Here is a 24,120-nt window from a genome sequence, read left to right on the forward strand (position 1 = left end):
AAAGGAGGCGTAGCAAAATGAAATACCTCATTTTGGTCAGTCATGGTGGACTGGCAGAAGGTCTAAAAACATCACTAGCCATGTTTGCTGGTGACAAGCTGGATCAGGTCATCGCAGTTGGACTCAAAGAAGGAAAATCGGTCGATGACTTCGCAGTTGATTTCAGAGAGAGCATTTCGGGATTGACAGCTGATGATTCTGTTTTGGTCTTGGCAGATATCGTAGGTGGTAGTCCATTAACCACTGCAGCCACGGTTCTAGAAGAAGCTGGAAAGCTCGATGGAGCCTTGATCCTTGGTGGGATGAACCTTACCATGGCCTTGACGGCAGTTGTGATGAAGGATGTGTTGGATGGAGACGATTTGTCAGCCACCATCTTATCAGAAGCACGATCTGCACTACAGCCTTTTGAAGTTTCAGCCACTGGTGCTGAAGAAGATGATGACGATATTTAATAGGGAGGTACCTTATGGTAGTAACATTTGTACGGATTGATGACCGCATGATTCACGGTCAGACAGTCACACGCTGGGCAAAGGAAAAACCATGTGATGGTTTGATTGCCGTAAACGATGCAGCAGCATCAAACAAGGTTTTGATTCAAGCTTACAAAGGCGCATCAGACAAGAAAACCTTTGTATGGACAAAGGAAGCCTTTAAAGAAAAATCAGCAAAAGTAACAGAATCAGATAGTCGTTACTTCTTGATCACCAAAAATCCAATCGATATGAAGGAAATTTTGGTCGACCAAGGGTTTGTCCCAGGTGATGTCAAAGAAATCATTGTTGGCCCTGCAAATGATCGTCCTGGAGCTGTAAAATTGGGAAATAACCAATCCATCACTCAGGAAGAAGCAGAAGCCTTCCAAGCCATTCAAGCAGCAGGCTACAAGGTGAAATTCCAATTGTTGCCAGATGTTTCCATTGGGTATTGGGATGATTTCAAATCAAAATTTGGTTTTTAAAACTAACAGTCCTATCTGTTAGGTAAATAAATTTACAAACAAAAGGAGCGTTTGTTATGACAATTTCATGGATTCAAGCAATCTTGCTTGGTATTTTCGCCAGCTTGTCTTCAATGCCTGGTATGGGAGGTTCCAGTATCGGGAACTATACACTCGGTCGTCCTTTGATCGGTGGGTTGATTTCAGGTTTAATTCTTGGAGATGTGACAACTGGTATTATGGTCGGGGTTGCCCTTCAAGTCGTTTATATCGCCTTAGTAACACCTGGTGGTACCGTATCTGCCGATGTGCGTGCCATCTCTTACATCGGTGTTCCTCTTGCTATCTTGTTTGTGCATGCCAACAACATCACAGATGAAGCAGGAATCGCCGCAGCTGCAGCTCCAATCGGTGCAGCCGTTGGGACAATCGGTACAGTTCTTTTCTACGGTACCGCTACTATGAACTTGGTTTGGCAACACATTGGTTGGAAAGCCGTTGAAGAAGGGAACTTCAAAAAACTCTACGCAGTTGACTGGGTTTACCCTTGGATCTCTCACTTCCTCTTCTCTTTCCTTCCAACAATGATTATCACCAAATACGGTGAAAACATGGTTGATTTGATGAAACAATACCTTCCTATGGATGGTTACTGGATGAAAGCCCTCTTTACAGTCGGTGCTCTTCTCCCATGTGTCGGTATTGCCATCTTGTTGAAACAAATTGTTACAGAAGCAACTGACTTCATTCCATTCTTTGTTGGATTTACCTTGGCGAAATCTCTCGGATTGAACTTGGTATCCAGTGCCGTTGTTTCATTAATCTTTGCAGTAATCTACTATGAACTTGAAGTGATCAAATCGATGAAAGCTGCTCCAGCCGGAGTGGTGGACCAAGACGATGATGAGGAGGATATTTAAAATGGCTGATAGAAAGAAAATTTCAAAGAAAACATTAGCAAAAGCATTCCATCATTGGTATTATGGTCATTTGACTTGTTTCTCTCAAGAACATATGCAAACCTTCGGGTACTTGACTTCTATGCTTCCAATCGTAGAAGAAATATATGACACAAAAGAAGAACAAAAGGATGCTATGCAAACCTATACGGCCTTCTTCAACACTGAACCACAACTTGGATCTCTTGTTGTAGGGATCACAGCTGGTTTGGAAGAAGCGCGTGCAAACGGAGATGCAGTAGATGGCGAAACCATCAACGGTATGCGTGCCGGTTTGATGGGACCAATCGCTGGTATTGGTGACTCATTGGTCGTTGGTACCTTGATTCCAGTTCTCTTAGGGATTGCCCTTGGCCTTTCTAAAGGTGGTAACGTCGCTGGTGCTCTCTTCTACATCGTCGTATGGAACCTCTTAGTCTACTTTGGTATGCGCTTTGCCTTCTTCAAAGGTTACCAATTAGGGGATAAAGCCGTTGAATTCCTTGTAGGACCAAAAGGACAAGCTCTTCGTAAAGCGATCAGCGTTGTCGGTGGTATGGTTATCGGTGCCGTAGCAGCTACTTGGGTATCTGTTACAACAGCCCTTCAATTCAAGAACGCTGAAGGAAAAGTCTTCTTGAACATCCAAGAAAAGATCGATGGTGTTTATCCAGGTCTCTTGACAGCAGCCTTCATCACTCTTTGCTGGTGGTTGATGTCTAAGAAAAAAATTTCACCAAACAAAGTCATGTTACTTCTCGTTGTAGTGGCTTTGATCGGTGTTGCCCTTGGTATCTTCGACCCACATCTTAAATACTAAGGAAAAGAAAAAACGAATTTGCTAGTAGGAGTTTTTGAGAATGAAGTGAATGGACCTCCTTTATTTGCACTTCATTCTCAATTTTTATCAGGAGGAATCCCATGGTTACAAAACAAGAACTTGTCAATGGATATGAAACAGAAATCAAGTACCAACGTCACATGCTTGAAAACCTTGGTCGTTGGTTCAGCTTACTCTTTATCATTGCCAGTATTGGTGTGGTATTGATCTATCTCTTTCACAAAAGTTTCCTCCCACTCTTGATCCTCGGGATTTTACTAGCCTTGGTTGGAATTTTAGGCATGATTGTTTTTGGATATGGCATCTACCGCGGGCGGATCAATCTTCAAAAAGTGATCGACGATTTCAATCAAAAATTGACAATTTTAAATTGATATTTTAGAAACATCTCATCTATTTTTGAGGTGTTTTTTTCTTGACTATTTCTGACCAAGTGATACAATAGAAACATAAGTTAGCACTTACGTATAGAGAGTGCTAAAAACACGTATGGAGGAATGAACATGTTAAAACCATTAGGAGACCGTGTGGTCTTAAAAGTAGAAGAAAAAGAACAGACTGTTGGAGGTTTTGTCCTCGCAGGTGCGAGCAAGGCCGATACAAAAACAGCTGAAGTAGTGGCCGTTGGCGAAGGTGTGCGTACCCTAAGTGGCGAACTCATCGCCCCAGCTGTAAAAGCAGGAGATCACGTTTTGGTTGAAAGCCATGCAGGAATTGAAGTGAAAGATGGGGAAGAAACCTACACCATCGTTGGAACAGCGAACATTCTTGCAATTGTAGAGTAAGAGAAGAAAGAGGTAAGAGAAATGGCAAAAGATATTAAATTTTCATCTGATGCACGTTCTGCAATGGTCCGTGGTGTCGATGTCTTAGCAGATACAGTGAAAGTTACGTTGGGCCCTAAAGGTCGCAATGTGGTTCTTGAAAAATCATTTGGTTCACCCTTGATCACAAATGACGGGGTGACCATCGCAAAAGAAATCGAATTGGAAGACCATTTTGAAAATATGGGTGCTAAATTGGTGTCAGAAGTGGCTTCTAAGACCAATGATATCGCAGGTGACGGTACAACGACCGCAACGGTTTTGACTCAAGCCATCGTCCGTGAAGGGATCAAAAACGTCACTGCAGGTGCTAACCCAATTGGCATACGTCGTGGGATTGAGACCGCTGTTGCAACAGCAGTAGAAGCTTTGAAAAACAATGCGATCCCAGTATCGAGCAAGGAAGCGATTGCTCAAGTAGCTGCTGTGTCTTCTCGTTCTGAAAAAGTTGGTGAGTACATCTCTGAAGCCATGGAAAAAGTTGGCAAAGATGGGGTTATCACCATTGAAGAATCTCGTGGAATGGAGACAGAACTGGAAGTCGTTGAAGGAATGCAGTTTGACCGTGGTTACCTTTCACAATACATGGTCACTGATAATGAAAAAATGGTAGCAGACCTTGAAAATCCATACATTTTGATCACTGACAAGAAGATTTCAAATATCCAAGAAATCTTGCCATTGTTGGAAAGCATTCTTCAAAGCAACCGTCCACTCTTGATCATCGCTGATGATGTCGATGGCGAAGCTCTTCCAACACTTGTCTTGAACAAGATCCGCGGTACCTTTAATGTCGTAGCTGTCAAGGCACCAGGATTTGGAGATCGCCGCAAAGCCATGTTAGAAGACATTGCCATCTTGACAGGTGGTACAGTCATTACAGACGATCTTGGTTTGGAATTGAAAGATGCAACCATTGAAGCACTTGGTCAAGCAGCTAAAGTTTCAGTCGATAAAGACAGTACTGTCATTGTCGAAGGTTCTGGTAACCCAGAAGCGATCGCTAACCGTGTCGCTGTTATCAAGTCACAAATCGAAACCACAACCTCTGAGTTTGACCGTGAAAAATTACAAGAACGTTTGGCTAAATTGTCTGGTGGTGTTGCCGTAATCAAGGTCGGTGCTGCAACAGAAACAGAATTGAAAGAAATGAAACTTCGTATCGAAGATGCCCTTAATGCGACTCGCGCAGCCGTTGAAGAAGGGATCGTTGCCGGAGGTGGTACAGCCCTTGTCAATGTCATCTCTGCGGTCGCAGCCCTTGAATTAGAAGGAGATGAAGCGACCGGGCGCAATATCGTTCTTCGTGCTTTGGAAGAACCGGTGCGCCAAATTGCCCACAATGCCGGTTACGAAGGATCTATTGTGATTGATCGCTTGAAAAATGCCGAAGTCGGAACAGGCTTCAATGCTGCAACAGGTGAATGGGTGAATATGATTGATGCAGGGATCATCGACCCTGTTAAAGTCAGTCGTTCAGCCCTTCAAAACGCAGCTTCTGTTGCTAGCCTCATTTTAACAACTGAAGCAGTCGTAGCCAACAAACCAGAACCAGCAGCCCCAGCAGGACCAGGAATGGATCCAAGCATGATGGGCGGGATGATGTAAGACACTTAGTCTAATGGGTGCTGAAGCACCTCATTAGACTACGGCAAGCACTATGGTGCCTTGCCGTAGTGTCTTACTAAGAAAACAAAGAAGGCGTTATCGGCCTTCTTTATTTTCTGTCGTAACCTGATACCAATGATTGGTGCTAAAGCACCGAATCATTGGACGGTAGCCGCTATATTGCGGTCTACCTAATCATCTTACTAGCTCAAAGGGAGGAAAGTAACGTTCCTCCCTTTTCACGTCGTAACCTATGTAAAACAAAGAAGGCAAGATCGGCCTTCTTTATTTTCTGTCGTAATCGGTACATGATTGAGGCTTTGCCTCTCATCATTTGACGCCAGCCGCTATTGTGCGGCATGGCTAATCATCTTACTAGCTCAAAGAGAGTGGGACAGAAATCGGTAATTCGTTAGAATTCGATTTCGTCGTCCCACCTCCGCACAGTTGAGTAGGGCTGTAAAAGCTGATGAAATCAGCGTAGTAGAGCCCACTCAACCACTGCGTCTTGCCCGACAATCCAAAGACAATTGAGAGGCTAGGACTTTTTTCCCAGCCCCTTTTTCTTGTTATAAGTTGTGATGCTTACTGGCTCCTTTTGCCATGGAATAATATTTTTATTTTAAATTTTGTAACAGAAATGATAAATACTAGTTAAAGAGGATTTGTGTAAACACTTGGTAATTAAGCGTTTTCGGTATTTTTTGGTGGAGAAGTATTTGCCAACAAATTGCAATACAAATTAACTGATTTTGTAATAATTCTAGTGTATACTATTAAGAGTAGATCACAGGTCTACATTGTTGCAAGGGGAGAACTTCCCACATACATGTCTATTGACAATAAAACTTGATCGTAATATCGCTGTTAGTAAAATGAGAGTTTGAACATAGTGTAGATTTTATCGACCTTTTTCATATTAAAAAATATTTTTCAAATTCCCCTTGCGCAAGCTCTTCCGGATTCCTCCGGGAGAGTTTTTTCTTGTTAGGGAGAAAAAGATAGAATGCCTTTTGATTCTACTTTGAAAGAGTGGCTCAGCAGCTATTATTTATGGTAAAATAGAACATATTCGTCGAGGGGAAGGAGTGAAGACTTTGTTGAAGATTTTTGTGTTAGAAGATGAGTGGATCCAGCAATCACGAATCGAATCGGTCTTGCAGAAACTTATCGCTCAGAAATCCTTGCAATGCAAAGCGCCAGAAGTGTTTGGGAAATCAAGCCAGTTGCTGGATGCTATCACAGAGAGAGGCGCTCATCACCTATTCTTTTTAGATATCGAGATTAAAGGTGAGGAGAAAAAGGGTCTAGAGATCGCAAAAGAGATTCGTAAGAAAGATCCCCATGCGACCATTGTCTTTGTCACCACTCACTCTGAATTCATGCCCATTACCTTTCAGTACAAAGTAGCCGCCTTGGATTTTATCGATAAAACGCTGGGTGAGGAAGAGTTCAGAGAGAGAATCAGCTCAGCCATCGACTATACCTTGGAGCAAGCTGGGACCACGATTGCGCAAGATGCTTTTACATTTGAGAGTGCGATGGCGCGTGTACAAGTTCCCTTTAATAAGATTTTGTATGTTGAAACGTCTCCAACCATTCACAAGGTTATTTTACACACCCAGGATGAGCGATTAGAATTTTACGCCAGTATTACCGATATCGAAAAAGCAGATCCCCGCTTGTATCGGTGTCACCGCTCCTTTGTGGTGAATCCACAAAATATTACGAAGATTGATAAAGAAGCCAAGAAAGCTTTTTTTGAAAATGGGGACAATTGCTTGATCTCACGGACCAAGTACAGAGGCTTACTGGAAGCTTTGAAAAAATAGAAGGGAGAAAGAATTGCTGTTAGATATTCTAATGTCTTACCTAAAGTTCTTCGTCAGCATGCTGATCTATCGTCATATCAGTAGACAAGAGTTCGCTTGGCGCTGGCTCTTTTTGTGCCCCTTCTTCTTTGCAATTATCTTTACCCTTGTGCCACCGGTAGGCTTTTTTGGCTATTTCTTAGTATTTATTGCCTATAGTTTCTATCGAAATCGTAACATACGACACCTTTTGAATATTTTTTACGGGCTCTACCCGGTTGTCATGGAGAGTCTCATTGGGCGCCTCCTAGCCTTTTATGTCTTTCCTATGCTCGGGATTGTACTTGTTCATGAGGCATCTGTCAGCTGGTATGATGCTCTACTTGAATTGTTGGTCTTTCCTGTTTATATAGGAATCACTAAATTGTTAAAACTAGATTTTACAGATTTAAAAGTAGGGTTTCAACGGCAGTATTTTAATCGATTCTTACTCCCAATGGATCTTTCCATGTTTGTGTATTTGCTCAGTGTTGTAGGTCTGGTGGTTTTTGAGGATATTATTCCGCATGCAGATGCTTTGCGGAGACAGTTAAATAGTATTTATTTGATTTTGTTTTTTATGATGCTCTTGTATTTCAATGCAGTGTCCAAAGAACGATTGAAACAAGAGATTCTAGAGCAAAAAGATAGGCAACTGCAGGAGTTAGCCACCTATAGTCAACACGTCGAAATGCTCTATGGGGAGATTCGTGCCTTTCGTCATGATTACCTGAATATTTTAACCAGTCTCAAGTTAAGTATTGAGCATGAAGATCTCAATGCGATCAGGGAAGTTTATGAGAATGTTCTTCGAGAGAGTGGCCAACAATTTTACGATAGCAAGTTTGATATTGCCAAACTCGGTCACATCGAAAATCCAGCTGTAAAAAGTGTTCTGTCCGCAAAATTAATGGAAGCTCAAAATAAAGGGATTGGGATCTCTGTCGAGATCGATGAACCTGTTCGTGATTTATTCATCGAGGTTTTAGATTTCATCACCTTCTTATCCATCCTTTGTGACAATGCTATCGAAGCGAGTCTCGAATCAGACGACCCACAGCTGACTCTTGCCATGCTCCAGGAGGAAAACTCCCTCATCTTAATAGTTGAAAATAGTACAAAAGCTGAAAAAATAGAGTTAGCGAGAATTTTTGAAAAAGACTACTCGAGTAAAGGAGAGGGCCGCGGTCTTGGCTTGTACAAGATCCAACAATTACTGGAAAAATATCCCAAAACGACAGTGTCTACCAAGAGTTCAAACTACCGATTTACCCAGAGTCTGACCTTTTGGAAGGAATAATAGAAGAGAGAGTGGGACAGCTTCAACAGTCTGGGAGACTGTTGAAGGTTTGCAGATAAAGGAAACATAGTTTCCGTCAACATAGGGCATCTTTGAAGCTTAAAAAGCGAACAAAGACTTAGGATACTTGCTTCGCAAGATCTATCCGCCACCTCAAAGCAGTGCTTTGAGCACTCAACCACTGCGTCTTGCTCGACAATCCAAAAATAATTGAGAGGCTAGGACTTTTGTCCCAGCCTCTTTTTTGACCATTCACGACGATTTTCTGACCGATTCTGACAGAGAGCTACAAAGACTGTCCCTTTGAAGTATACTGTATACAAGATCAATAAGAAAAGAGGGATCGTATGTTTCAGGTCGCATCTATTACAAAATCATTTAAGGAGAAAGCTGTATTAAAGGGAGTGTCTTTTTCGATAGAAGAAGGAGACAAAATTGCCTTGCTGGGAAATAATGGAGCAGGAAAAAGTACCCTGTTCAACATTATCGCTGGGCAGCTCCAGGCCGATTTGGGAACGATAAAGACTTCGCTTGATTTTCAAAGAGAAATTGGGATGATGCCTCAGGGAGATCTGCTCATCGAGGATCTAACCGTTGCTGAATTCGTCGAATTAAAAAGCCGGATGAATCAGCAGAAGCAGGCTGATATCAATGGACTCTTAGAAATGGTCGAATTGAGAGAATCAAGAGAGCAGATGGTGGGAAGTCTTTCTGGTGGTCAAAAGAGGCGCTTGTCCTTATTGTTAACCATTTTGAATCATCCAAAGTTGATTTTTTTAGATGAGCCAACGACTGGCATGGACTTGGAAGCAGTGGATAATTTTTGGAAATTACTGGAGCAGCAAGAGTTTACATCTGTTGTGGTGACCCATGATTTTAACCAAATCGATGCCTTTTTTACAAAAGTCTTGATTTTAAAAGATGGTCGAATTGCTGCCACAAAGTCTGTCGAGGACATTCACCAGGCTGGTCAAACCATTGAGCAGTATTTCCGAGAAGAGATGAATAAAGGAGGGGAACAAGCATGAAAAAGATTCAATTAAAACAAGTTTTACGAAATAAGCGCTTTGTATTATTCACCATTATTTTACCCATAGGCTGGTATATCTTCTTTTATCAGCTTCAAAAAGGGGTTTCGCCAAGTATTTTATTAGGTATTGCCGTATTTATCGGGGTCATTGGCAATAGCCTTGCAACCTTTAGTAAGCGAATCGCCTCAGATATCGGTTTTTATTCTTTTGAATCCCACTTTACAAGCTATAGTGTCAAAAACTATTTATGGGATCAAAGCATCGTACAACTGATTTTGAACAGCTTGATCTTTTTAGCAGTGCTAGTAGTTGCTGTTCTATGTTTTCACTTTCCAGTGACGACTAGCCTGTTGGTACAATTTTTCCTCTTATCCTTGATGGGGATCTACTTTAGCGTGATTGGCTTTGTTCTTGGGGTCAGGGTAGATGCTAAGACGATTGATACCATTGGCTTTCCTGTTATTATTTTGGCCGCTATGACCATTATTCCCTTTGATACGCTTGGCGCGAGTGGAGGATTTATGGACTTGGTTGTCAAGCTACAACGGGCTTTCCCAGGCTATTATTATACAAAGCTGATCCAAGATTTGACCGAGAAACAAACGATCGATGCCACCCAATTAGGACTCTTTGTTGCTGTATTTGGATTGAATTTGCTATTTTTCTATCTGCTCGTACCCAAAGGGAAAATGAGGAACTAAGAGCAGTTAAAAAAGCCTTGAATTTTCAAGGCTTTTTCTTTGCTATAAAACGGTTATTCGGTATTCGTTCGTCAAATACTTGGAAAGATCTTGCTATTCTAAAATTCTAATGGAGGGCTTTTTTATTACATGCTAATAGAAAAAATCAATGCCGTAGTTTTCTTTTAGATAGGTCGCTAACTCGGCTTTTTCTTCCTCTCTAAATCGACAGAGGCTAAGGGCGAGACGCAATTTCAAGGTGCTTGTATTGATGATGATGTTTGATTTAGAAATATTTTCTAACTGGGTGACTTCTCTGAGGTTAAAATCTAAATAGCAAGCCTTGCTGTTGACATGATCAGGGTCGCTAACATCCACTTCGACATAAGATGCTCGCAACAATTCTTCTTTTGGAATGAAGATTTCTTTTGAGAAGAAAAGCCCAGGGTAGACATAAATACCTTCAAAGGTGAATTCAAAGGAGACTCTGTGGCTAGTTAGTCTTTTGATGCCTGCAATTGTTGCGTAGATAGCAGCGAAAAAGAGAATGGTTGAAATCACAGTGGGAAGATTTAGTTGAGAAAAGTCGATCAATCCATGAGCGGGAGAAAAGAAAAATTGAAAGGATACACCCGCCGCAAAGATTAGATAACCGACACCAACAAATTTTGAATAATAGATTTTCATTTTGGACTCCTTACATTTCAAATGCATGAAAACTTGGAATTTCAAGTACCCTTATCATAGCGGATTCGGTGAAGAGCTGTCAAATGTTTGGTAGGGTTCTTGTGATTAGATCATTTCAGGTTATGGTATACTAGATGGAAAGTGTGGCTAGGAGTGAAATGAAAAGCTGCTGTAGAAATCATAACCGGGTCAATGCTGGTAAGAAAGGAAGACAAATGGTAACACCCCTGATATTTATTATTTCTCTCGTCTTGCTTTTGCGTCGTTTTACAAGCAAACGTTCACGAAAGATCATTGGATTCTTATATGCTTCATTTGCAGTCTGGTTTGTTTATTCGATCCTTACTTATGGAAGCTACACCCTCCAGCCTGGTCAAAGTGTTCAATTGAGAGTTTATCCCAATACGGATCAGCTAGAATATAGGTCGGAACTCCAGTTTAAAAAATTTGATGATGCTAAGTTAAAATTGTCCGGTCGAAAAGGTTGGGGGATGAAAGATAGTCACATAGTCTATAATGTTGAAAAGCAAACAATAACGGAGCTCATTTTTTTAAAAGACAAAACAGAGCGTAAAGACTTACCAAATGATAAAAGTAAGAGTTTCTATTTAGAAAACGATGGAATAGTGATTCAAGGGGAAGTAGAGGAAGTATTTGGGGTGACGGAACGAAAGCCCTACAACATCACCATCACCAATGTAGACGATAAACCAGCCCACTTTGAAGCGCGAGTGGTGGACCGGTGAACTGTGAACTGGACCTCCATCTACTCCAGCCGCTTCAGTCCAAAGAATTGGGACGATGTGACCGTCAAGGATATTTGGAGAGAGGATTTTGGAAAGTGATGTCGGAGCTATTTGTCCGGCATCTTTTTATGAATAATCGTTATTTTTACTTTTGTGCGTTTGATATGATATAATAAAAGCACAGAAGTAACAACAATAGGAATGCTGAAATGATTCAAAAACAAATACAGGAAATGCTAGATCATCAGTCTATTATTAGAACATCTGATGTAGTTAAAAAAGGGATCCCAAAGCCTTACCTAAATCGAATGGTGGAAAATGGTCAACTCATAAAGGTTGCCAGAGGGATTTATATCACCGATTGGTCTCAGTATGATGAGTATGCCATTTTCCAACTCCAACATCAAAAAGTGATTTATTCTTATCTATCAGCATTGTATCTCCATGGGCTGATAGATGTTATCCCTAAATACAAAGAAGTGACGGTCTATACAGGTTATAATCCTCATCGATTTCCTAAGGAGGTAAAAAGGCATTTCATCCAGAAAGAATTGTATGAAGTCGGTGTGACAAAGCTACAAACGTCCTTCGGAAATGAAGTAAGGGTATATGATTTGGAGAGATCGATATGCGATCTCATTCGCGAGCGACAAAAGATAGATGTGGAAATATTTTCGACTTCTTTAAAGAGATATATTCAATCTTCAAAAAAAGATCTACGAAAACTCTACAAATATGCGCGAGAGTTTCATGTGCTCGAAAACGTCCAATCATTGATGGAGGTCTTATATGAATAAAGATAGATTGATTGCTCTGTGCCATAAAATTTCAAACGAAAAACAGGTAGATTTCAATGTTGTGCTAACTTATTATTTTCTAGAAACGATACTTGCAAAGATAGCATCTAGTCCGTATAGTCATAACTTTGTATTCAAGGGAGGATTTCTTTTATCCAATATTATTGGTGTTGAAAGTCGAACAACTTCTGATATGGATTTTATTTTAGAACAATTTAAGATGGACAAATCTCTACTAGAAAGTACTTTAAAGGAAATCCTAACTGATGATTTGGTTCATTATGAAATTACTAAGATAAGTGAAATTAAAGATGAAGATCCTTATGGTGGTTATCGAATCCATATTTTATGTCGGCTTGATAATATACGTCAGACAATTCCTTTAGATATTGCGACTGGTGATCCTATTACTCCCAAATCCGTTTCCTATCGTTATCATAGTCTCTTTCAAGAGATTGACTATGAGATCGTGGCCTATAATTTGGAGACAATATTGGCTGAAAAATTAGAAACGATTTATCGAAGATCTTTCTTTAACACTCGAAGCAAGGATTTTTATGATGTGTATGTAATTTATAGTATGGAAAAAAGCCGATTGGATAGTAAAAAGCTTCGATCAGCTTGCGAGGCAACATTTTCCTATCGTCAGACAACGTTAGATGTAGTAGATTTTCAAAATATGATTGATGAGATGAAGGATGATATAACATTGGCGCGTCATTGGGAAAATTATCAGTCTCATTACCCTTATGCAACTTCTATTTCTTTCAGGGATGTTTTGGAAGTTGTTCAACAGCTATTGTTAGAATTATGATACCTAATATAGACTTTCATTAACAAACTACCTCCGAGGTGGTTTTGAGATTATAACGATGTGTTAGATAAAAGCGAGCTTTGTCATGAAGCTCGCTTATTTGTATTCATAAAAAAGTGAGCTAAGTACTCTTAAGACAAGCAAAAAAGCCTTGGTTTTCAAGGCTTTTACTGTTGAAGTTTGATGCCCCCTACATGGATTTGGAAAGGATTTTCATATTGAGAGTAATTAAAAATATTGAAATATAAGTGATTTTAGGGAAGTACTTTTAGGTATTTCCAATGTCATGATTTAAAAATGGGGCAAAAGTGGGGCAAAAACGAATGACTCTCATTTGGTTTGAAAACCTATAATATCTAATGATTATGCTATACTAGAAATATAGTGTTGTTATCAATAAATATCAATGCGAGACTAATCGGAGGATAAAATGGAAAAACAAATTAATGAAAAAATTATCGAAATGGATAGGGAATATCCCTTTTTATTTTGCTTTAAATCAGATTTTTGGATGGAATAGTAGATGATAAGACAAAATATCTTTGAAGATACAAAAAGACAAACGCCAAAAATGACGTTTGTCTACGTTCTGAGGTAGCCTTTAGGCTCCCTTTTTTCTTAGAAAATACCGATGAGTAATTGCATGCCAAGACTAGTCAGGATGATAGCGATCCAGCAAAGGGCTCCAAGAAGAATGGATTTTCCACTGGATTTGATCATAGCAACGAGGTTAGTTTTGAGACCAATAGCACTCATAGCCATGATGATGAGGAATTTGGAGAGCTGTTTGAGAGGTGAAAAGAAGCTATTGCTAACACCAAAAGAAGTAAGGACGGTAGTTAGCAGAGAAGCTAGGATGAAGTAGAGAATGAAAACGGGGAAGATTTTTTTAAGCTTTACTCCTTGGTTGTTGTCTTGTTGACGGCTTTGCCAATAGGAGAGGAAGAGAGTAATAGGGATAATAGCTAAGGTACGAGTCAGTTTGACAATGGTTGCAGATTCTAGAGTATTGGTATGATACAGACTATCCCAGGCGCTAGCTGTGGCTGTTACAGAGGAAGTATCGTTGACCGCAGTACCCGCAAAGAGAGCAAAACCTTCGTTGGAGAGATGGAGCCAAGAACCTAGAGTTGGAAAGATAAGAGCTGCCAAGACATTGAAGAAAAAGATAACAGAAATGGCTTGGGCTACTTCTTTTTCCTTGGCGTGAATAACAGGAGCAGTCGCTGCAATGGCAGAACCGCCACAGATAGAAGAGCCTACCCCAATCAAGGTAGCTAGCTTTGTATCCATGTTAAAAAATCGTTGGAAAAAGAAAGCAATAATTAAAGCGATAGAAATGGTTGAAAGAATAACGGGAAGAGAAGATTTCCCAACTGCAAAAACTTGTGAAATATTGAGACCGAAACCGAGCAAGATAACAGCGTATTGAAGTAATTTTTTAGAGCTGTAAGTCAATCCAGCATCCAGTTGTTTATAGGAAGTGAGAAAGGGGTAGAGAATCATTCCGATAAAAATGGCGAAAACAGGTGCTCCCACAACAGGCAGAAAGCCTCCTAAAACCCAAGAGATGATAGAAATGATCAGACAGACTAACAGTCCTGCCCAATTTTTTGATAGAAATGACATAAAAACCTCCGAAAATAAATACTCCTTATTATAATCTTATCTGTCAGAAAAGTAAAATAGAAAGTAGGAATAAGGTTGTAAATTAACGGAATTTTGCGGTCAGAGAGCTTTTGTAGTTTAATAGATATATGTTCTTTGATCAATAAGGATGCAAATGTAGCATATGTTATTGAAAAAAATGAATTTGATGAGCCTGGATATGTGAAGTAATTATGTGAGATAAGAAAATAAATAAGAGAGTTGAAAATGTACTGATCCCAAAAGTTAGACAGAAAAAATCTAACTTTTGGGATCAGTACATATCCTCGCTTTTTTTAATCTAATAGGTCCTTATTTTCAATTAAGAGTTCTAGTGGGGATTTATCTCTTGCTACAATAAAACCAGGTTCATATTGGTTATGAAATGTTCTTTTCTGAGAAGTTGGATCAATATACAACTCATCTCCATCTTCTGTGTATAGCTGGTTGCCTCTTGTTAGGTAAAGTAAATCCTCTAAGTACTGTCCATCAGTTTGTAGAAAATGTTCGATGTATTTGACAGCCTTTAAGATCTCACTTACTTTATCAGAGTATTCATTCGATTCAAGAACACTCTTTTCTAATTCAATCTCCTTACTTGTTCCAAAAAGTTGAGTTGGAGTTGCATTAAAATATTCTGCTATCTTATCTAAATTTGCAAAGGTGGGGTAGCTTTTTTGTTTTTCGTAGTCAGAGATGTTTGGAAAGATTGCTCATAAAAAAATGTGGGGCAAATGATGGGGCAAATCAGTTATAGACAAGCAAAAAAGCCTTATAAATCAAGGCTTTTTCCTGTTGATTTAGATGCCCCCTACAGGGCTCGAACCTGTGACCCATAGATTAAGAGTCTACTGCTCTACCAACTGAGCTAAGGAGGCAAATAAAAAGCTGTATTGGTGCCGAAACTTCACGGTTTGTATTGAACCCGCGCAATTAAGCAGGTGGGCAACTCGCTCTGACTTAGCTGCTTCCGCGTGAAACGGCCTGCATACTGCCAGAAGTCTTTTGTTTCCCTAATAATACAAAAAATAGTCGGTCAACACTTAAGTGTGAAGTCGTACACCACAGCGTTTCTATATGTATATGATACCACATTTTGAAAATATTTCAAGGGAAAATCTCAATTTTTTGAAACCGATGTCACTTTTTCTTAAATTGATCAATCTTCTCCTTGGTGGTTCCGAGAGCACGCTCGTACTTGCCATTTTCATTGGGAATAAAGTAGGAGGCGTGTTTGAGCTTGTCTGGCAGGTAGTCCTGATTGACCCAGTTGCCAGGGTAGTTGTGGGGGTATTTATAGTTTTGCGCATTTCCCAGTTCCTTGCTTCCGGCATAATGACCATCTCGGAGGTGGCGAGGAATAGGAAGGTTGCCAGAACTTCTAAGATCAGCTAGCGCCTTGTCCATGGCAACGTAGGCTGAGTTGGATTTAGGCGAAAGGGCTAGATCGATGACGATGTTGGCGATGAGAATGCGGGCCTCAGGAAAGCCGATGCGCTCAGCTGCTTGAAGGGCTGTTACGGTATGAATCTGCGCATCTGGATTGGCCAGACCGATATCCTCATAAGCGATGACGGTCAAGCGACGAGCGAGGCTGGGTAGATCTCCGGCTTCGATCAAACGAGCGGCGTAGTGGAGACTAGCATCGACATCCGAACCACGGATAGATTTTTGCAGAGCAGAGAGTACATCGTAGTGGCCATCTCCATCTTTGTCCATGGTGATATAGCTGCGCTGGAGGCTGTTTTCCATGATCTCTAGCGTAATATGGCGAATCCCTTCTGCATTTTCAGAGGTCGACAGCACCGCCAGATCGAGAGAATTAAAAGCAGAGCGAAGATCTCCATTGGTCGAGGTAGCGATGAAATCCAAAGCGTCCTCATCGAGAACGACAGGAAAGTCAAAGCCACGCTCGGGATCATCTAAGGCCGTTTTCAGAGCTTGCTTGACCTCCTCCGTCGTCAACGGTTCCAGCTCAAAGATCTGTACGCGGCTACGAATAGCGGGTGTGACAGAGAAAAAGGGATTTTCAGTTGTTGCACCGATCATGATGACCAGACCGCTTTCGAGCAAAGGCAGGAGAAAATCTTGCTTGGTTTTATCAAGGCGATGGATTTCGTCCAAAAGCAGGACCAAACCACCAGAAAATTTGGCTTCCTCTGCGATTTCTTGGAGGCGTTTTTTACTGTCAACCGTTGCATTAAAGGTCCGAAAGGCATACTTAGTCGTTCCTGCGATCGCAGAAGCAATACTGGTCTTTCCGATCCCCGGAGGTCCATAGAGAATCATAGAGGACAGACGATTGGCCTCGACCATGCGACGAATGATTTTGCCTTCTCCGACCAGGTGCTGTTGACCGATGACTTGATCGATCGTCCGTGGTCGCATACGGAGTGCGAGATTGTCGGGCATTTCCTTCTCCTTTCTAGCTTTGTCTCCTTTCAAAGAGGCGTTTTTTATGGTAAGATTGTAGTAACTATTGTATCATATTCCGCTCTAAGAGTGGGAAATTAGAAAGAGGACGCTATGTCTAAATACGGATTTTTGGATGTTTTAGAAGAGGAGATGGACAAGATTTTTCCCTTTGATTTTGAGATCAATTGGGATAAGAAAAACCATGCGGTAGAAGTGGCTTTTCTCTTGGAAGCACAGAATACGGGAGGGGTTGCCCTGGTTGATGAAGCTGGCGAAGAATCTGATGAGGATATATTCTTTGAAGAAGCTGTTATCTTCTACAATCCAGCCAAGTCTCATGTGGAAGAAGATGCCTATTTAACAGCGATTCCTTATGAGCCTAAAAAAGGCTTGTCACGTGAATTTCTAGCTTATTTTGCGACTTTCCTACGAGATACTGCTGAGTTGGCCTTGGATGAGCTCATGGATTTCTTGGCAGACGAAGAAGCAGAGAGCTTTGAGATCGTCTGGAACCAAGAAGTTTTTGAAGAAGGCAAAGTTGGCCTAGAAGAAAGCACCTTTTATCCTTATCCGAGATATTAGAAAAGATTCTAAGTGTTTTTTTGAATACTGGATTCAAGGAGAAGGGGAAAACTATGCTAGAAAAAGTCAAACAGTTTTTCAGGAGAAGGTCAGATAAATCTGAGCAATCAGTTTGCATTCTGCCCCGCAATCGCTTTGCGAATTTAGATTTTGAGCGAGTATTGAAGTCAGGAACTCGTTGTTGTGTTGATGAAGATGGGCACTATGTTGAGGATTGTAAAATCACATTATTTGAATTTTCTATAGACTTTGCAGAATTTGAGTTCATAGGTGATTTCAAAATTGAGGAGGAAGATCAGTTTAAGCAACTATTAGCTCGTTTGAATAGTTTTGACAATGCCATTCAGTCCCATTTGGAAAGCGAGTTGCAACAACCCATCCCTCAGTATGCTAAGGATCTAGGCTATACTCAGAAGAGGTGGGAGAAAACCTTTTACTTCCATCCTTGGATATTAAGTTTTGAGGAAAACCCGCCTAATCTTCGCTATGTTGCAGATTATGTAAATGATGAGTTTACGGTTTATTTTGATAAAAAACATGGCAGATGGCAAGCATACTGGGATGCAGAGTGCCAAAAAGTAATCGAAGAAAGCTAGCTCGTATTTTCCTAGAGAGTAATTGTTATCATAGAAAAGAGTAAATATCATGGAATTATTGGATAGCAGAATGGATTTCCAAGGTTGCAAGATTGCCTTGATTTGTGGGGATAAGGTCTTGACTATCTTACGTGATGACAAGGACGATATCCCTTGTCCCAACATGTGGGAGTTGCCAGGTGGTGGTCGTGAAGGGGACGAGAGTCCTTTCGAGTGTGCAGCGCGTGAAGTTTATGAAGAATTAAATATCCAACTGTCCAAAGATGACATAATCTGGTCTCGACTCTACCCCAGTATGCTAGATGAGAACAAGAAATCTGTCTTTTTAGTTGGGAAGTTGACGCAGGAACAGTTCGAAAGTATCATCTTTGGAGACGAGGGCCAGAGCTACAAATTAGTCAGCATTGAAGAGTTTTTGACGTCAGATCGGGTTGTACCTCAACTACAGGAAAGATTGAGGGATTATGTGGAGGAAAGTTTATGATAAGACTTGAGAGAGCAGGAGCAGAAGATTTAGAAACGATTATTGCCATTCAAAGAGCTAGTTTTAAAGCAGTTTATGAAAAATACCAGGATGAATATGATCCTTATTTAGAGGACCGTGAACGCATTAAGTGGAAACTAGTAGAGCGTCCCAATAGCTATTACTATTTTGTAAAAAAAGATGAAGAAAACATCGGATTTTTACGAGTTCAGACCAATGAAGAGTTAACGAAAGCTTGGTTGGGGACCGCAGCAATTTTGCCCCAGTATCAAGGAAAAGGGTATGGTTCTGAAGGATTGCGCTTGCTAGAAGAGGAATTTTCAACCGTTTCACAATGGGATTTGTGTACGGTGTTACAGGATGCAGGCATGGTTACTTTTTACGAGAAAAACGGCTATCGTCAAACCCATATCGAGCCTGAAAAAGAAGGCATGGATATGGTCTACATGAAAAAATTGATAGAGAAATAGAAAGGATGGTTCGGTTAAATTTCTAAACTGAACCCGCCCTAAACACTGTGCCAAAAAGATAAACTTCTCTTAGACACAAACGTCTTCAGAGAGTTTCCTATTTTGGCTTTGTGTTTTACGGGCTTGGTATCTTAATGATGGAAACATGGCAAGAGTTAAAAGTTACAGTCAAGCGTGAGGGAGAGGAACTAGTCTCTAATCTCTTGATCGAGTTAGGCGCCCAAGGTGTTGCGATTGAAGACAGTATGGACTATGTAGGAAATGTGGACCGCTTCGGTGAGATTTTCCCTGAAATTGAGCAGCAAGAAGAAATCGTGGTGACCGCCTACTACCCGGAAACGGTTGATGTAGCAACAGTTGAAGCGGATTTGCAGGATCGCTTAGCAGAATTGACGGATTTTATGGATCTAGGAGAGGTCAAGATGGGCACGACTGCCTTGGCTGAGGAAGACTGGGCCGACAACTGGAAGAAATACTATGAACCAGCTCGCATCACTCATGACTTGACCATCGTGCCGTCATGGACGGACTATGAGGCGACTGCTGGAGAAAAGATTATCAAGCTGGATCCTGGTATGGCCTTTGGAACAGGAACTCACCCGACCACTAAGATGAGCCTCTTTGCCTTGGAGCAAGTCCTTCGTGGCGGGGAGACAGTGCTAGATGTGGGGACAGGATCAGGCGTCCTTTCTATTGCTAGCTCCCTTCTTGGTGCCAAGGAAATCTTTGCCTATGACTTGGATGATGTAGCGGTTCGCGTCGCTCAGGAAAATATTGAACTCAACCCGGGAATGGAAAACATCCATGTAGCTCCAGGCGATTTGCTGAAAGGCGTGGAGATTGAGGCAGATGTCATCGTGGCCAATATCTTGGCGGATATTCTTATCCATCTGACAGAGGATGCTTATCGCTTGGTCAAGGACGAAGGTTATCTGATCATGAGTGGCATTATCAAGGACAAGTGGGACATGGTGCGTGAGTCGGCTGAGTCAGCTGGATTTTTCCTTGAAACCCACATGATCCAAGGGGAATGGAATGCCTGCGTCTTCAAGAAGACCAAGGATGTCTCCGGTGTGATTGGAGGCTAGCATGCAGCAGTATTTTGTAAAAGGTTTGGCTAGCTCACCTGTTACCATTGAGGACAAGGAGACCAGCAAGCACATGTTTCAGGTCATGCGCTTAAAAGAAGATGATGAGGTGACTTTGGTCTTTGATGATGGGATCAAGCGCTTGGCGCGCGTGGTCAATGTAGAAGCCCGTCAGTTGGAGCTAATCGAAGAATTAGTTGACAATGTGGAACTGCCAGTCCAAGTGACCATCGCATCAGGCTTTCCCAAGGGAGACAAGCTCGAGTTCATCACTCAGAAAGTAACCGAACTCGGTGCTAGCCAGATCTGGGCCTTCCCTGCAGACTGGTCCGTTGCCAAGTGGGACGGCAAGAAATTGGGTAAAAAGGTCGAGAAACTAGAAAAAATCGCCCTTGGAGCAGCCGAGCAAAGCAAGCGGAATTTGGTCCCAAGCATTACCCTTTTTGAGAAAAAGGCAGACTTTCTGGCTCAGTTAGAACAGTTTGATCGGATCGTGGTGGCTTATGAAGAGTCGGCTAAAGAAGGAGAGGCAGCAGCTTTACTTCAGTCTCTGACCGGATTGGAAGCTGGAAGCAAATTGCTCTTTATCTTTGGGCCAGAGGGAGGCCTCTCCCCTGCAGAAATTGAAAGTTTTACAGTTAAAGGAGCCATTCTTGCAGGACTTGGTCCTCGCATCCTGCGAGCAGAAACAGCGCCACTCTACGCCCTCAGCGCCGTGAGTGTTGTCACAGAATTAATGAACTAACGAAGTGAAGGAATCGCTTCGTTAGTTTTTTTACAAGAATGATGAAAGCAAGGTGGATCCCAGAATGATCTTCGAGAAGTATCCGTATATTAAAGTAGCTTCATTGGTTCCCATCTGCTTCTAAAAGTGTTAAAATAGTATCCAAGAAACTGGAGAAAATACATGCCGAAAGAAGAGAATTTAACAGGGGACCAAGTCGTTGCCCTTACAAAAAAATATTTATCACCTGAAGATGTTGCTTTTGTACAAAAGGCTTTGGTCTATGCGGTTGATTGCCATAATGGGCAATTCCGTCAGTCTGGCGAGCCTTATATCATCCACCCAATTCAAGTAGCAGGGATCCTTGCCAAGCTGAAACTGGATGCTGTGACGGTCGCCTGCGGCTTTTTGCATGATGTCGTGGAAGATACGGATGCGACTTTAGATGATCTTGAGCGTGAATTTGGTCATGATGTGCGCGTGATTGTCGATGGGGTGACCAAGCTCGGGAAGGTCAAGTACAAGTCCCATGAAGAGCAGTTGGCGGAAAACCATCGCAAGATGCTCATGGCCATGTCTCAAGATATTCGTGTCATTTTGGTCAAATTGGCAGACCGCTTGCATAATATGCGTACCCTCAAGCATTTGCGCAAGGATAAGCAAGAGCGCATTTCGCGTGAGACCATGGAGATCTATGCGCCACTCGCCCACCGTCTCGGGATTTCCAGCGTCAAATGGGAACTGGAGGATTTGTCTTTCCGTTATTTGAATGAGACAGAATTCTACAAGATTTCTCATATGATGAAGGAAAAACGTCGCGAGCGAGAAGAGTTGGTCGAAGAGGTTGTCCACAAGATCGAGACCTATGCTGGGGAACGCCATCTGCATGGGAAAATTTATGGTCGACCAAAGCATATCTATTCGATCTATCGCAAAATGCAGGATAAGAAGAAACGCTTCGATGAAATCTATGACTTGATTGCCATCCGCTGCATCCTGGACACTCCAAGTGATGTTTATGCCATGCTGGGCTATATCCATGAGCTCTGGAAGCCAATGCCGGGTCGATTTAAGGACTATATTGCCAACCGGAAGGCCAATGGCTATCAGTCCATCCATACGACTGTATACGGCCCTAAAGGACCGATTGAGTTCCAGATCCGAACCAAGGAAATGCATGAGGTTGCTGAGTACGGGGTTGCGGCTCACTGGGCCTATAAAAAAGGGATCAAGGGTCAAGTTAACAGCAAGGAATCGGCTATTGGGATGAACTGGATCAAGGAGATGATGGAACTCCAAGACCAGTCAGGCGATGCCAAAGAATTTGTTGAAAATGTAAAAGAAGACATCCTGGCAGAAGAGATTTACGTCTTCACACCAGATGGAACCGTGCGCTCGCTTCCGAAAGATTCTGGGCCGATCGATTTTGCCTATGAAATCCACACCAAGGTTGGGGAAAAAGCGATTGGTGCCAAGGTCAACGGCCGGATGGTGCCCCTTAATACCAAACTTCGGACGGGAGACCAGGTGGAGATTATCACCAATGCCAACTCCTTTGGTCCGAGCCGTGACTGGCTGACCCTTGTTAAAACTAGCAAGGCGCGTAACAAGATCCGTCAGTTCTTTAAAAATCAAGATAAGGAATTATCGATTAACCGGGGTCGGGACCTCTTGATGGCCCAATTCCACGAGCATGACTTGGTAGCCAATAAGTTCATGGACAAAAAGCACATGGACAAAGTGCTACAAAAATCAAGTTACAAGACAGAAGAAGCCTTGTTTGCGGCGATTGGTTTTGGAGAGATTGGGGCTATTACCATCTTTAACCGCTTGACGGAGGATGAACGCCGGGAAGAAGAACGGGCTAAGGCACGCGCAGAAGCAGAAGAGCTAGTCAAAGGTGGCGAGGTCAAGGTTGAAAATAAAAAAGACACCTTGAAGGTCCGTCACGAAGGTGGCGTGGTCATCCAAGGCGCTTCTGGGCTCTTGATTCGGATTGCTAAGTGCTGTAACCCAGTTCCAGGCGATGAAATCGTTGGCTACATCACCAAAGGACGCGGTGTTGCGATTCACCGTCGAGACTGTATGAATCTTCGTGCTCAAGACAACTACGAGCAACGCTTGATTGATGTAGAATGGGAAGATAACAACACGACCAAAGACTATATCGCCCACATCGATATTTACGGACTCAACCGTGCCGGACTTCTTAACGATGTACTCCAAGTCCTCTCCAATACAGCTAAGATGATCTCAACTGTCAATGCTCAACCAACCAAAGACATGAAATTTGCCAATATCCATATTTCCTTTGGGATTCCGAACCTATCGATGTTGACAACGGTTGTGGATAAGATTAAGAGTGTGCCGGAGGTGTACTCTGTTAAGCGTACTAACGGCTAGTCGGCTGCTCAGTTATCTTTTATTGCTTCGTTAGCTCGCTTCGCCGTACTTCAGTACTGTCTTCGTCTTGCTGCCTTGCTCTAAAAGCAACTGAACAGCCTTTGGTTTTCGGATAGTCTGCCTGCGTCTAAAGTCGATGTTCTTTGAAGCTTAGCGGTGACTGCCCAATAGATTGTATAAATAGGATAATAAGATGAAATTAGTGATTCAACGGGTCAAAAGTGCCTCGGTTTCTATTGATGGTCAAGTCTATAGTCAGATTCAGGATGGGCTTCTGCTCTTAGTGGGAGTGGGGCCTGAGGATGACCAGAAGGATTTGGAATACGCGGTACGAAAGGTCACGCAAATGCGGATTTTCTCGGATGAAGAAGGGAAGATGAATTTATCTGTTAAGGATATTCAAGGAGAAATCCTTTCTGTTTCCCAGTTTACCCTCTTTGCCCAGACAAAAAAAGGCAATCGTCCGGCCTTTATTGGGGCAGCCAATCCAGAGATGGCCAGCCAGCTCTATGATGATTTTAATGATTTGTTGGAAAAGGAAGTTCCTGTTAAACGAGGTGTCTTCGCTGCAGATATGGCAATCGAACTCATCAATGATGGCCCGGTGACCATTATCCTAGATACGAAAAATCCATAGAAAGTAAAAAACATG

General features: G+C 41.9%; 26 protein-coding genes, 1 tRNA gene and 1 other RNA gene. 22 read left to right on the forward strand and 6 right to left on the reverse strand.

Annotation, left to right across the window (positions count from 1 at the left end):
• Window positions 1-17: 17 nt before the first annotated feature.
• The 11 genes from NMM13_RS07055 (at window position 18) to NMM13_RS07105 (ending at window position 10,036) form a co-directional block, all read left to right on the forward strand.
• Window positions 18-455: a PTS sugar transporter subunit IIA gene (locus NMM13_RS07055; protein WP_223345706.1), complete on the forward strand. Its 438-nt coding sequence runs from the start codon at window positions 18-20 to the stop codon at window positions 453-455.
• A 14-nt stretch (window positions 456-469) separates the two neighbouring features.
• A complete protein-coding gene (locus NMM13_RS07060) occupies window positions 470-964 on the forward strand; it encodes a PTS sugar transporter subunit IIB (RefSeq protein WP_000261775.1) in 495 nt (164 codons plus the stop codon).
• 56 nt (window positions 965-1,020) lie between these two features.
• Window positions 1,021-1,863 carry a PTS sugar transporter subunit IIC gene (locus NMM13_RS07065; RefSeq protein WP_003004789.1) on the forward strand — a complete coding sequence of 281 codons (843 nt, stop codon included), beginning with the start codon at window positions 1,021-1,023 and terminating at the stop codon, window positions 1,861-1,863.
• Window positions 1,847-2,701, forward strand: coding sequence for a PTS system mannose/fructose/sorbose family transporter subunit IID (locus NMM13_RS07070; RefSeq protein ID WP_049472902.1), 855 nt, complete (start codon window positions 1,847-1,849; stop codon window positions 2,699-2,701). The genes NMM13_RS07065 and NMM13_RS07070 overlap by 17 nt, the downstream gene beginning before the upstream one ends.
• 101 nt (window positions 2,702-2,802) lie before the next feature.
• Window positions 2,803-3,096, forward strand: coding sequence for a hypothetical protein (locus NMM13_RS07075; RefSeq protein ID WP_003004348.1), 294 nt, complete (start codon window positions 2,803-2,805; stop codon window positions 3,094-3,096).
• Between the two features lie 129 nt (window positions 3,097-3,225).
• Complete coding sequence (gene groES / locus NMM13_RS07080) at window positions 3,226-3,507, forward strand: co-chaperone GroES (RefSeq protein ID WP_024055367.1); 282 nt, start codon at window positions 3,226-3,228, stop codon at window positions 3,505-3,507.
• A gap of 21 nt (window positions 3,508-3,528) precedes the next feature.
• Window positions 3,529-5,154: a chaperonin GroEL gene (gene groL, locus NMM13_RS07085; RefSeq protein ID WP_003004647.1), complete on the forward strand. Its 1,626-nt coding sequence runs from the start codon at window positions 3,529-3,531 to the stop codon at window positions 5,152-5,154.
• 1,097 nt (window positions 5,155-6,251) lie between these two features.
• Window positions 6,252-6,986 carry a response regulator transcription factor gene (locus NMM13_RS07090; protein WP_049496893.1) on the forward strand — a complete coding sequence of 245 codons (735 nt, stop codon included), beginning with the start codon at window positions 6,252-6,254 and terminating at the stop codon, window positions 6,984-6,986.
• Between the two features lie 31 nt (window positions 6,987-7,017).
• Window positions 7,018-8,304, forward strand: coding sequence for a sensor histidine kinase (locus NMM13_RS07095; protein WP_254728551.1), 1,287 nt, complete (start codon window positions 7,018-7,020; stop codon window positions 8,302-8,304).
• A 347-nt stretch (window positions 8,305-8,651) separates the two neighbouring features.
• A complete protein-coding gene (locus NMM13_RS07100; RefSeq protein WP_254728549.1) occupies window positions 8,652-9,332 on the forward strand; it encodes an ABC transporter ATP-binding protein in 681 nt (226 codons plus the stop codon).
• Complete coding sequence (locus tag NMM13_RS07105; protein WP_155169378.1) at window positions 9,329-10,036, forward strand: ABC transporter; 708 nt, start codon at window positions 9,329-9,331, stop codon at window positions 10,034-10,036. Before NMM13_RS07100 ends, NMM13_RS07105 begins: the two co-directional genes overlap by 4 nt.
• A gap of 132 nt (window positions 10,037-10,168) precedes the next feature.
• Here the strand turns inward: NMM13_RS07105 and NMM13_RS07110 are convergent, their stop codons facing one another.
• On the reverse strand, window positions 10,169-10,702 hold the full coding sequence (locus tag NMM13_RS07110; RefSeq protein ID WP_003004327.1) for a hypothetical protein: 534 nt from the start codon (window positions 10,700-10,702) through the stop codon (window positions 10,169-10,171).
• Between the two features lie 215 nt (window positions 10,703-10,917).
• On the opposite strand from NMM13_RS07110, the gene NMM13_RS07115 reads away from it, so the two are divergent.
• The 3 genes from NMM13_RS07115 to NMM13_RS07125 all read left to right on the forward strand — a co-directional run bounded on the left by NMM13_RS07115 (window position 10,918) and on the right by NMM13_RS07125 (window position 13,059).
• Complete coding sequence (locus NMM13_RS07115; RefSeq protein ID WP_024056220.1) at window positions 10,918-11,448, forward strand: hypothetical protein; 531 nt, start codon at window positions 10,918-10,920, stop codon at window positions 11,446-11,448.
• A 209-nt stretch (window positions 11,449-11,657) separates the two neighbouring features.
• Window positions 11,658-12,245, forward strand: a complete 588-nt coding sequence (locus NMM13_RS07120; protein ID WP_003004721.1) for a type IV toxin-antitoxin system AbiEi family antitoxin domain-containing protein — start codon at window positions 11,658-11,660, stop codon at window positions 12,243-12,245.
• Window positions 12,238-13,059, forward strand: a complete 822-nt coding sequence (locus tag NMM13_RS07125) for a nucleotidyl transferase AbiEii/AbiGii toxin family protein (protein WP_003004480.1) — start codon at window positions 12,238-12,240, stop codon at window positions 13,057-13,059. Before NMM13_RS07120 ends, NMM13_RS07125 begins: the two co-directional genes overlap by 8 nt.
• A 618-nt stretch (window positions 13,060-13,677) precedes the next feature.
• Here NMM13_RS07125 and NMM13_RS07130 read toward each other — a convergent pair.
• The 5 genes from NMM13_RS07130 to NMM13_RS07150 all read right to left on the reverse strand — a co-directional run bounded on the left by NMM13_RS07130 (window position 13,678) and on the right by NMM13_RS07150 (window position 17,118).
• Window positions 13,678-14,688 (reverse strand): YeiH family protein, encoded by a 1,011-nt coding sequence (locus tag NMM13_RS07130; RefSeq protein WP_195324324.1) that lies wholly within the window; start codon window positions 14,686-14,688, stop codon window positions 13,678-13,680.
• A gap of 314 nt (window positions 14,689-15,002) precedes the next feature.
• Window positions 15,003-15,416 (reverse strand): helix-turn-helix transcriptional regulator, encoded by a 414-nt coding sequence (locus NMM13_RS07135; protein ID WP_254728589.1) that lies wholly within the window; start codon window positions 15,414-15,416, stop codon window positions 15,003-15,005.
• Window positions 15,417-15,511: 95 nt separating this feature from the next.
• A tRNA-Lys gene (locus NMM13_RS07140) sits at window positions 15,512-15,584 on the reverse strand.
• Window positions 15,585-15,587: 3 nt separating this feature from the next.
• A non-coding RNA gene (gene ssrS / locus NMM13_RS07145) (6S RNA) lies at window positions 15,588-15,780 on the reverse strand.
• Between the two features lie 66 nt (window positions 15,781-15,846).
• Window positions 15,847-17,118, reverse strand: coding sequence for a replication-associated recombination protein A (locus NMM13_RS07150; protein ID WP_061604396.1), 1,272 nt, complete (start codon window positions 17,116-17,118; stop codon window positions 15,847-15,849).
• A 114-nt stretch (window positions 17,119-17,232) separates the two neighbouring features.
• On the opposite strand from NMM13_RS07150, the gene NMM13_RS07155 reads away from it, so the two are divergent.
• The 8 genes from NMM13_RS07155 (at window position 17,233) to dtd (ending at window position 24,105) form a co-directional block, all read left to right on the forward strand.
• Entirely contained in the window at window positions 17,233-17,703 is a 471-nt protein-coding gene (locus NMM13_RS07155; RefSeq protein ID WP_254728547.1) for a DUF3013 family protein, read from the forward strand.
• A 53-nt stretch (window positions 17,704-17,756) separates the two neighbouring features.
• Complete coding sequence (locus tag NMM13_RS07160) at window positions 17,757-18,299, forward strand: hypothetical protein (RefSeq protein ID WP_254728545.1); 543 nt, start codon at window positions 17,757-17,759, stop codon at window positions 18,297-18,299.
• A gap of 49 nt (window positions 18,300-18,348) precedes the next feature.
• Complete coding sequence (locus NMM13_RS07165; RefSeq protein WP_254728543.1) at window positions 18,349-18,783, forward strand: NUDIX hydrolase; 435 nt, start codon at window positions 18,349-18,351, stop codon at window positions 18,781-18,783.
• Window positions 18,780-19,253 (forward strand): GNAT family N-acetyltransferase, encoded by a 474-nt coding sequence (locus NMM13_RS07170; protein WP_254728541.1) that lies wholly within the window; start codon window positions 18,780-18,782, stop codon window positions 19,251-19,253. Before NMM13_RS07165 ends, NMM13_RS07170 begins: the two co-directional genes overlap by 4 nt.
• A 137-nt stretch (window positions 19,254-19,390) precedes the next feature.
• On the forward strand, window positions 19,391-20,341 hold the full coding sequence (gene prmA, locus NMM13_RS07175; RefSeq protein ID WP_254728587.1) for a 50S ribosomal protein L11 methyltransferase: 951 nt from the start codon (window positions 19,391-19,393) through the stop codon (window positions 20,339-20,341).
• Between the two features lies 1 nt (window position 20,342).
• Window positions 20,343-21,086, forward strand: coding sequence for a 16S rRNA (uracil(1498)-N(3))-methyltransferase (locus tag NMM13_RS07180; protein WP_195189934.1), 744 nt, complete (start codon window positions 20,343-20,345; stop codon window positions 21,084-21,086).
• 162 nt (window positions 21,087-21,248) lie between these two features.
• Window positions 21,249-23,468, forward strand: coding sequence for a bifunctional (p)ppGpp synthetase/guanosine-3',5'-bis(diphosphate) 3'-pyrophosphohydrolase (locus tag NMM13_RS07185; RefSeq protein WP_049486460.1), 2,220 nt, complete (start codon window positions 21,249-21,251; stop codon window positions 23,466-23,468).
• Window positions 23,469-23,661: 193 nt separating this feature from the next.
• Window positions 23,662-24,105: a D-aminoacyl-tRNA deacylase gene (gene dtd, locus NMM13_RS07190; RefSeq protein ID WP_254728539.1), complete on the forward strand. Its 444-nt coding sequence runs from the start codon at window positions 23,662-23,664 to the stop codon at window positions 24,103-24,105.
• The last annotated feature ends 15 nt before the right edge of the window (window positions 24,106-24,120 follow it).

The organism is Streptococcus sp. CF8_St5-11, assembly GCF_024295625.1.
In the GTDB taxonomy this organism is placed as follows: Bacteria; Bacillota; Bacilli; order Lactobacillales; family Streptococcaceae; genus Streptococcus.

What these genes read in the sequence shown, in the direction of transcription:
- NMM13_RS07055 (WP_223345706.1), top strand. Translation starts at nt 18, where the DNA reads ATGAAATACCTCATTTTGGTCAGTCATGGTGGACTGGCAGAAGGTCTA.
- NMM13_RS07060 (WP_000261775.1), top strand. Translation starts at nt 470, where the DNA reads ATGGTAGTAACATTTGTACGGATTGATGACCGCATGATTCACGGTCAG.
- NMM13_RS07065 (WP_003004789.1), top strand. Translation starts at nt 1,021, where the DNA reads ATGACAATTTCATGGATTCAAGCAATCTTGCTTGGTATTTTCGCCAGC.
- NMM13_RS07070 (WP_049472902.1), top strand. Translation starts at nt 1,847, where the DNA reads ATGAGGAGGATATTTAAAATGGCTGATAGAAAGAAAATTTCAAAGAAA.
- NMM13_RS07075 (WP_003004348.1), top strand. Translation starts at nt 2,803, where the DNA reads ATGGTTACAAAACAAGAACTTGTCAATGGATATGAAACAGAAATCAAG.
- groES (WP_024055367.1), top strand. Translation starts at nt 3,226, where the DNA reads ATGTTAAAACCATTAGGAGACCGTGTGGTCTTAAAAGTAGAAGAAAAA.
- groL (WP_003004647.1), top strand. Translation starts at nt 3,529, where the DNA reads ATGGCAAAAGATATTAAATTTTCATCTGATGCACGTTCTGCAATGGTC.
- NMM13_RS07095 (WP_254728551.1), top strand. Translation starts at nt 7,018, where the DNA reads ATGTCTTACCTAAAGTTCTTCGTCAGCATGCTGATCTATCGTCATATC.
- NMM13_RS07100 (WP_254728549.1), top strand. Translation starts at nt 8,652, where the DNA reads ATGTTTCAGGTCGCATCTATTACAAAATCATTTAAGGAGAAAGCTGTA.
- NMM13_RS07105 (WP_155169378.1), top strand. Translation starts at nt 9,329, where the DNA reads ATGAAAAAGATTCAATTAAAACAAGTTTTACGAAATAAGCGCTTTGTA.
- NMM13_RS07110 (WP_003004327.1), bottom strand. Translation starts at nt 10,702, where the DNA reads ATGAAAATCTATTATTCAAAATTTGTTGGTGTCGGTTATCTAATCTTT.
- NMM13_RS07115 (WP_024056220.1), top strand. Translation starts at nt 10,918, where the DNA reads ATGGTAACACCCCTGATATTTATTATTTCTCTCGTCTTGCTTTTGCGT.
- NMM13_RS07120 (WP_003004721.1), top strand. Translation starts at nt 11,658, where the DNA reads ATGATTCAAAAACAAATACAGGAAATGCTAGATCATCAGTCTATTATT.
- NMM13_RS07125 (WP_003004480.1), top strand. Translation starts at nt 12,238, where the DNA reads ATGAATAAAGATAGATTGATTGCTCTGTGCCATAAAATTTCAAACGAA.
- NMM13_RS07130 (WP_195324324.1), bottom strand. Translation starts at nt 14,688, where the DNA reads ATGTCATTTCTATCAAAAAATTGGGCAGGACTGTTAGTCTGTCTGATC.
- NMM13_RS07150 (WP_061604396.1), bottom strand. Translation starts at nt 17,118, where the DNA reads ATGCCCGACAATCTCGCACTCCGTATGCGACCACGGACGATCGATCAA.
- NMM13_RS07155 (WP_254728547.1), top strand. Translation starts at nt 17,233, where the DNA reads ATGTCTAAATACGGATTTTTGGATGTTTTAGAAGAGGAGATGGACAAG.
- NMM13_RS07160 (WP_254728545.1), top strand. Translation starts at nt 17,757, where the DNA reads ATGCTAGAAAAAGTCAAACAGTTTTTCAGGAGAAGGTCAGATAAATCT.
- NMM13_RS07165 (WP_254728543.1), top strand. Translation starts at nt 18,349, where the DNA reads ATGGAATTATTGGATAGCAGAATGGATTTCCAAGGTTGCAAGATTGCC.
- NMM13_RS07170 (WP_254728541.1), top strand. Translation starts at nt 18,780, where the DNA reads ATGATAAGACTTGAGAGAGCAGGAGCAGAAGATTTAGAAACGATTATT.
- prmA (WP_254728587.1), top strand. Translation starts at nt 19,391, where the DNA reads ATGGAAACATGGCAAGAGTTAAAAGTTACAGTCAAGCGTGAGGGAGAG.
- NMM13_RS07180 (WP_195189934.1), top strand. Translation starts at nt 20,343, where the DNA reads ATGCAGCAGTATTTTGTAAAAGGTTTGGCTAGCTCACCTGTTACCATT.
- NMM13_RS07185 (WP_049486460.1), top strand. Translation starts at nt 21,249, where the DNA reads ATGCCGAAAGAAGAGAATTTAACAGGGGACCAAGTCGTTGCCCTTACA.
- dtd (WP_254728539.1), top strand. Translation starts at nt 23,662, where the DNA reads ATGAAATTAGTGATTCAACGGGTCAAAAGTGCCTCGGTTTCTATTGAT.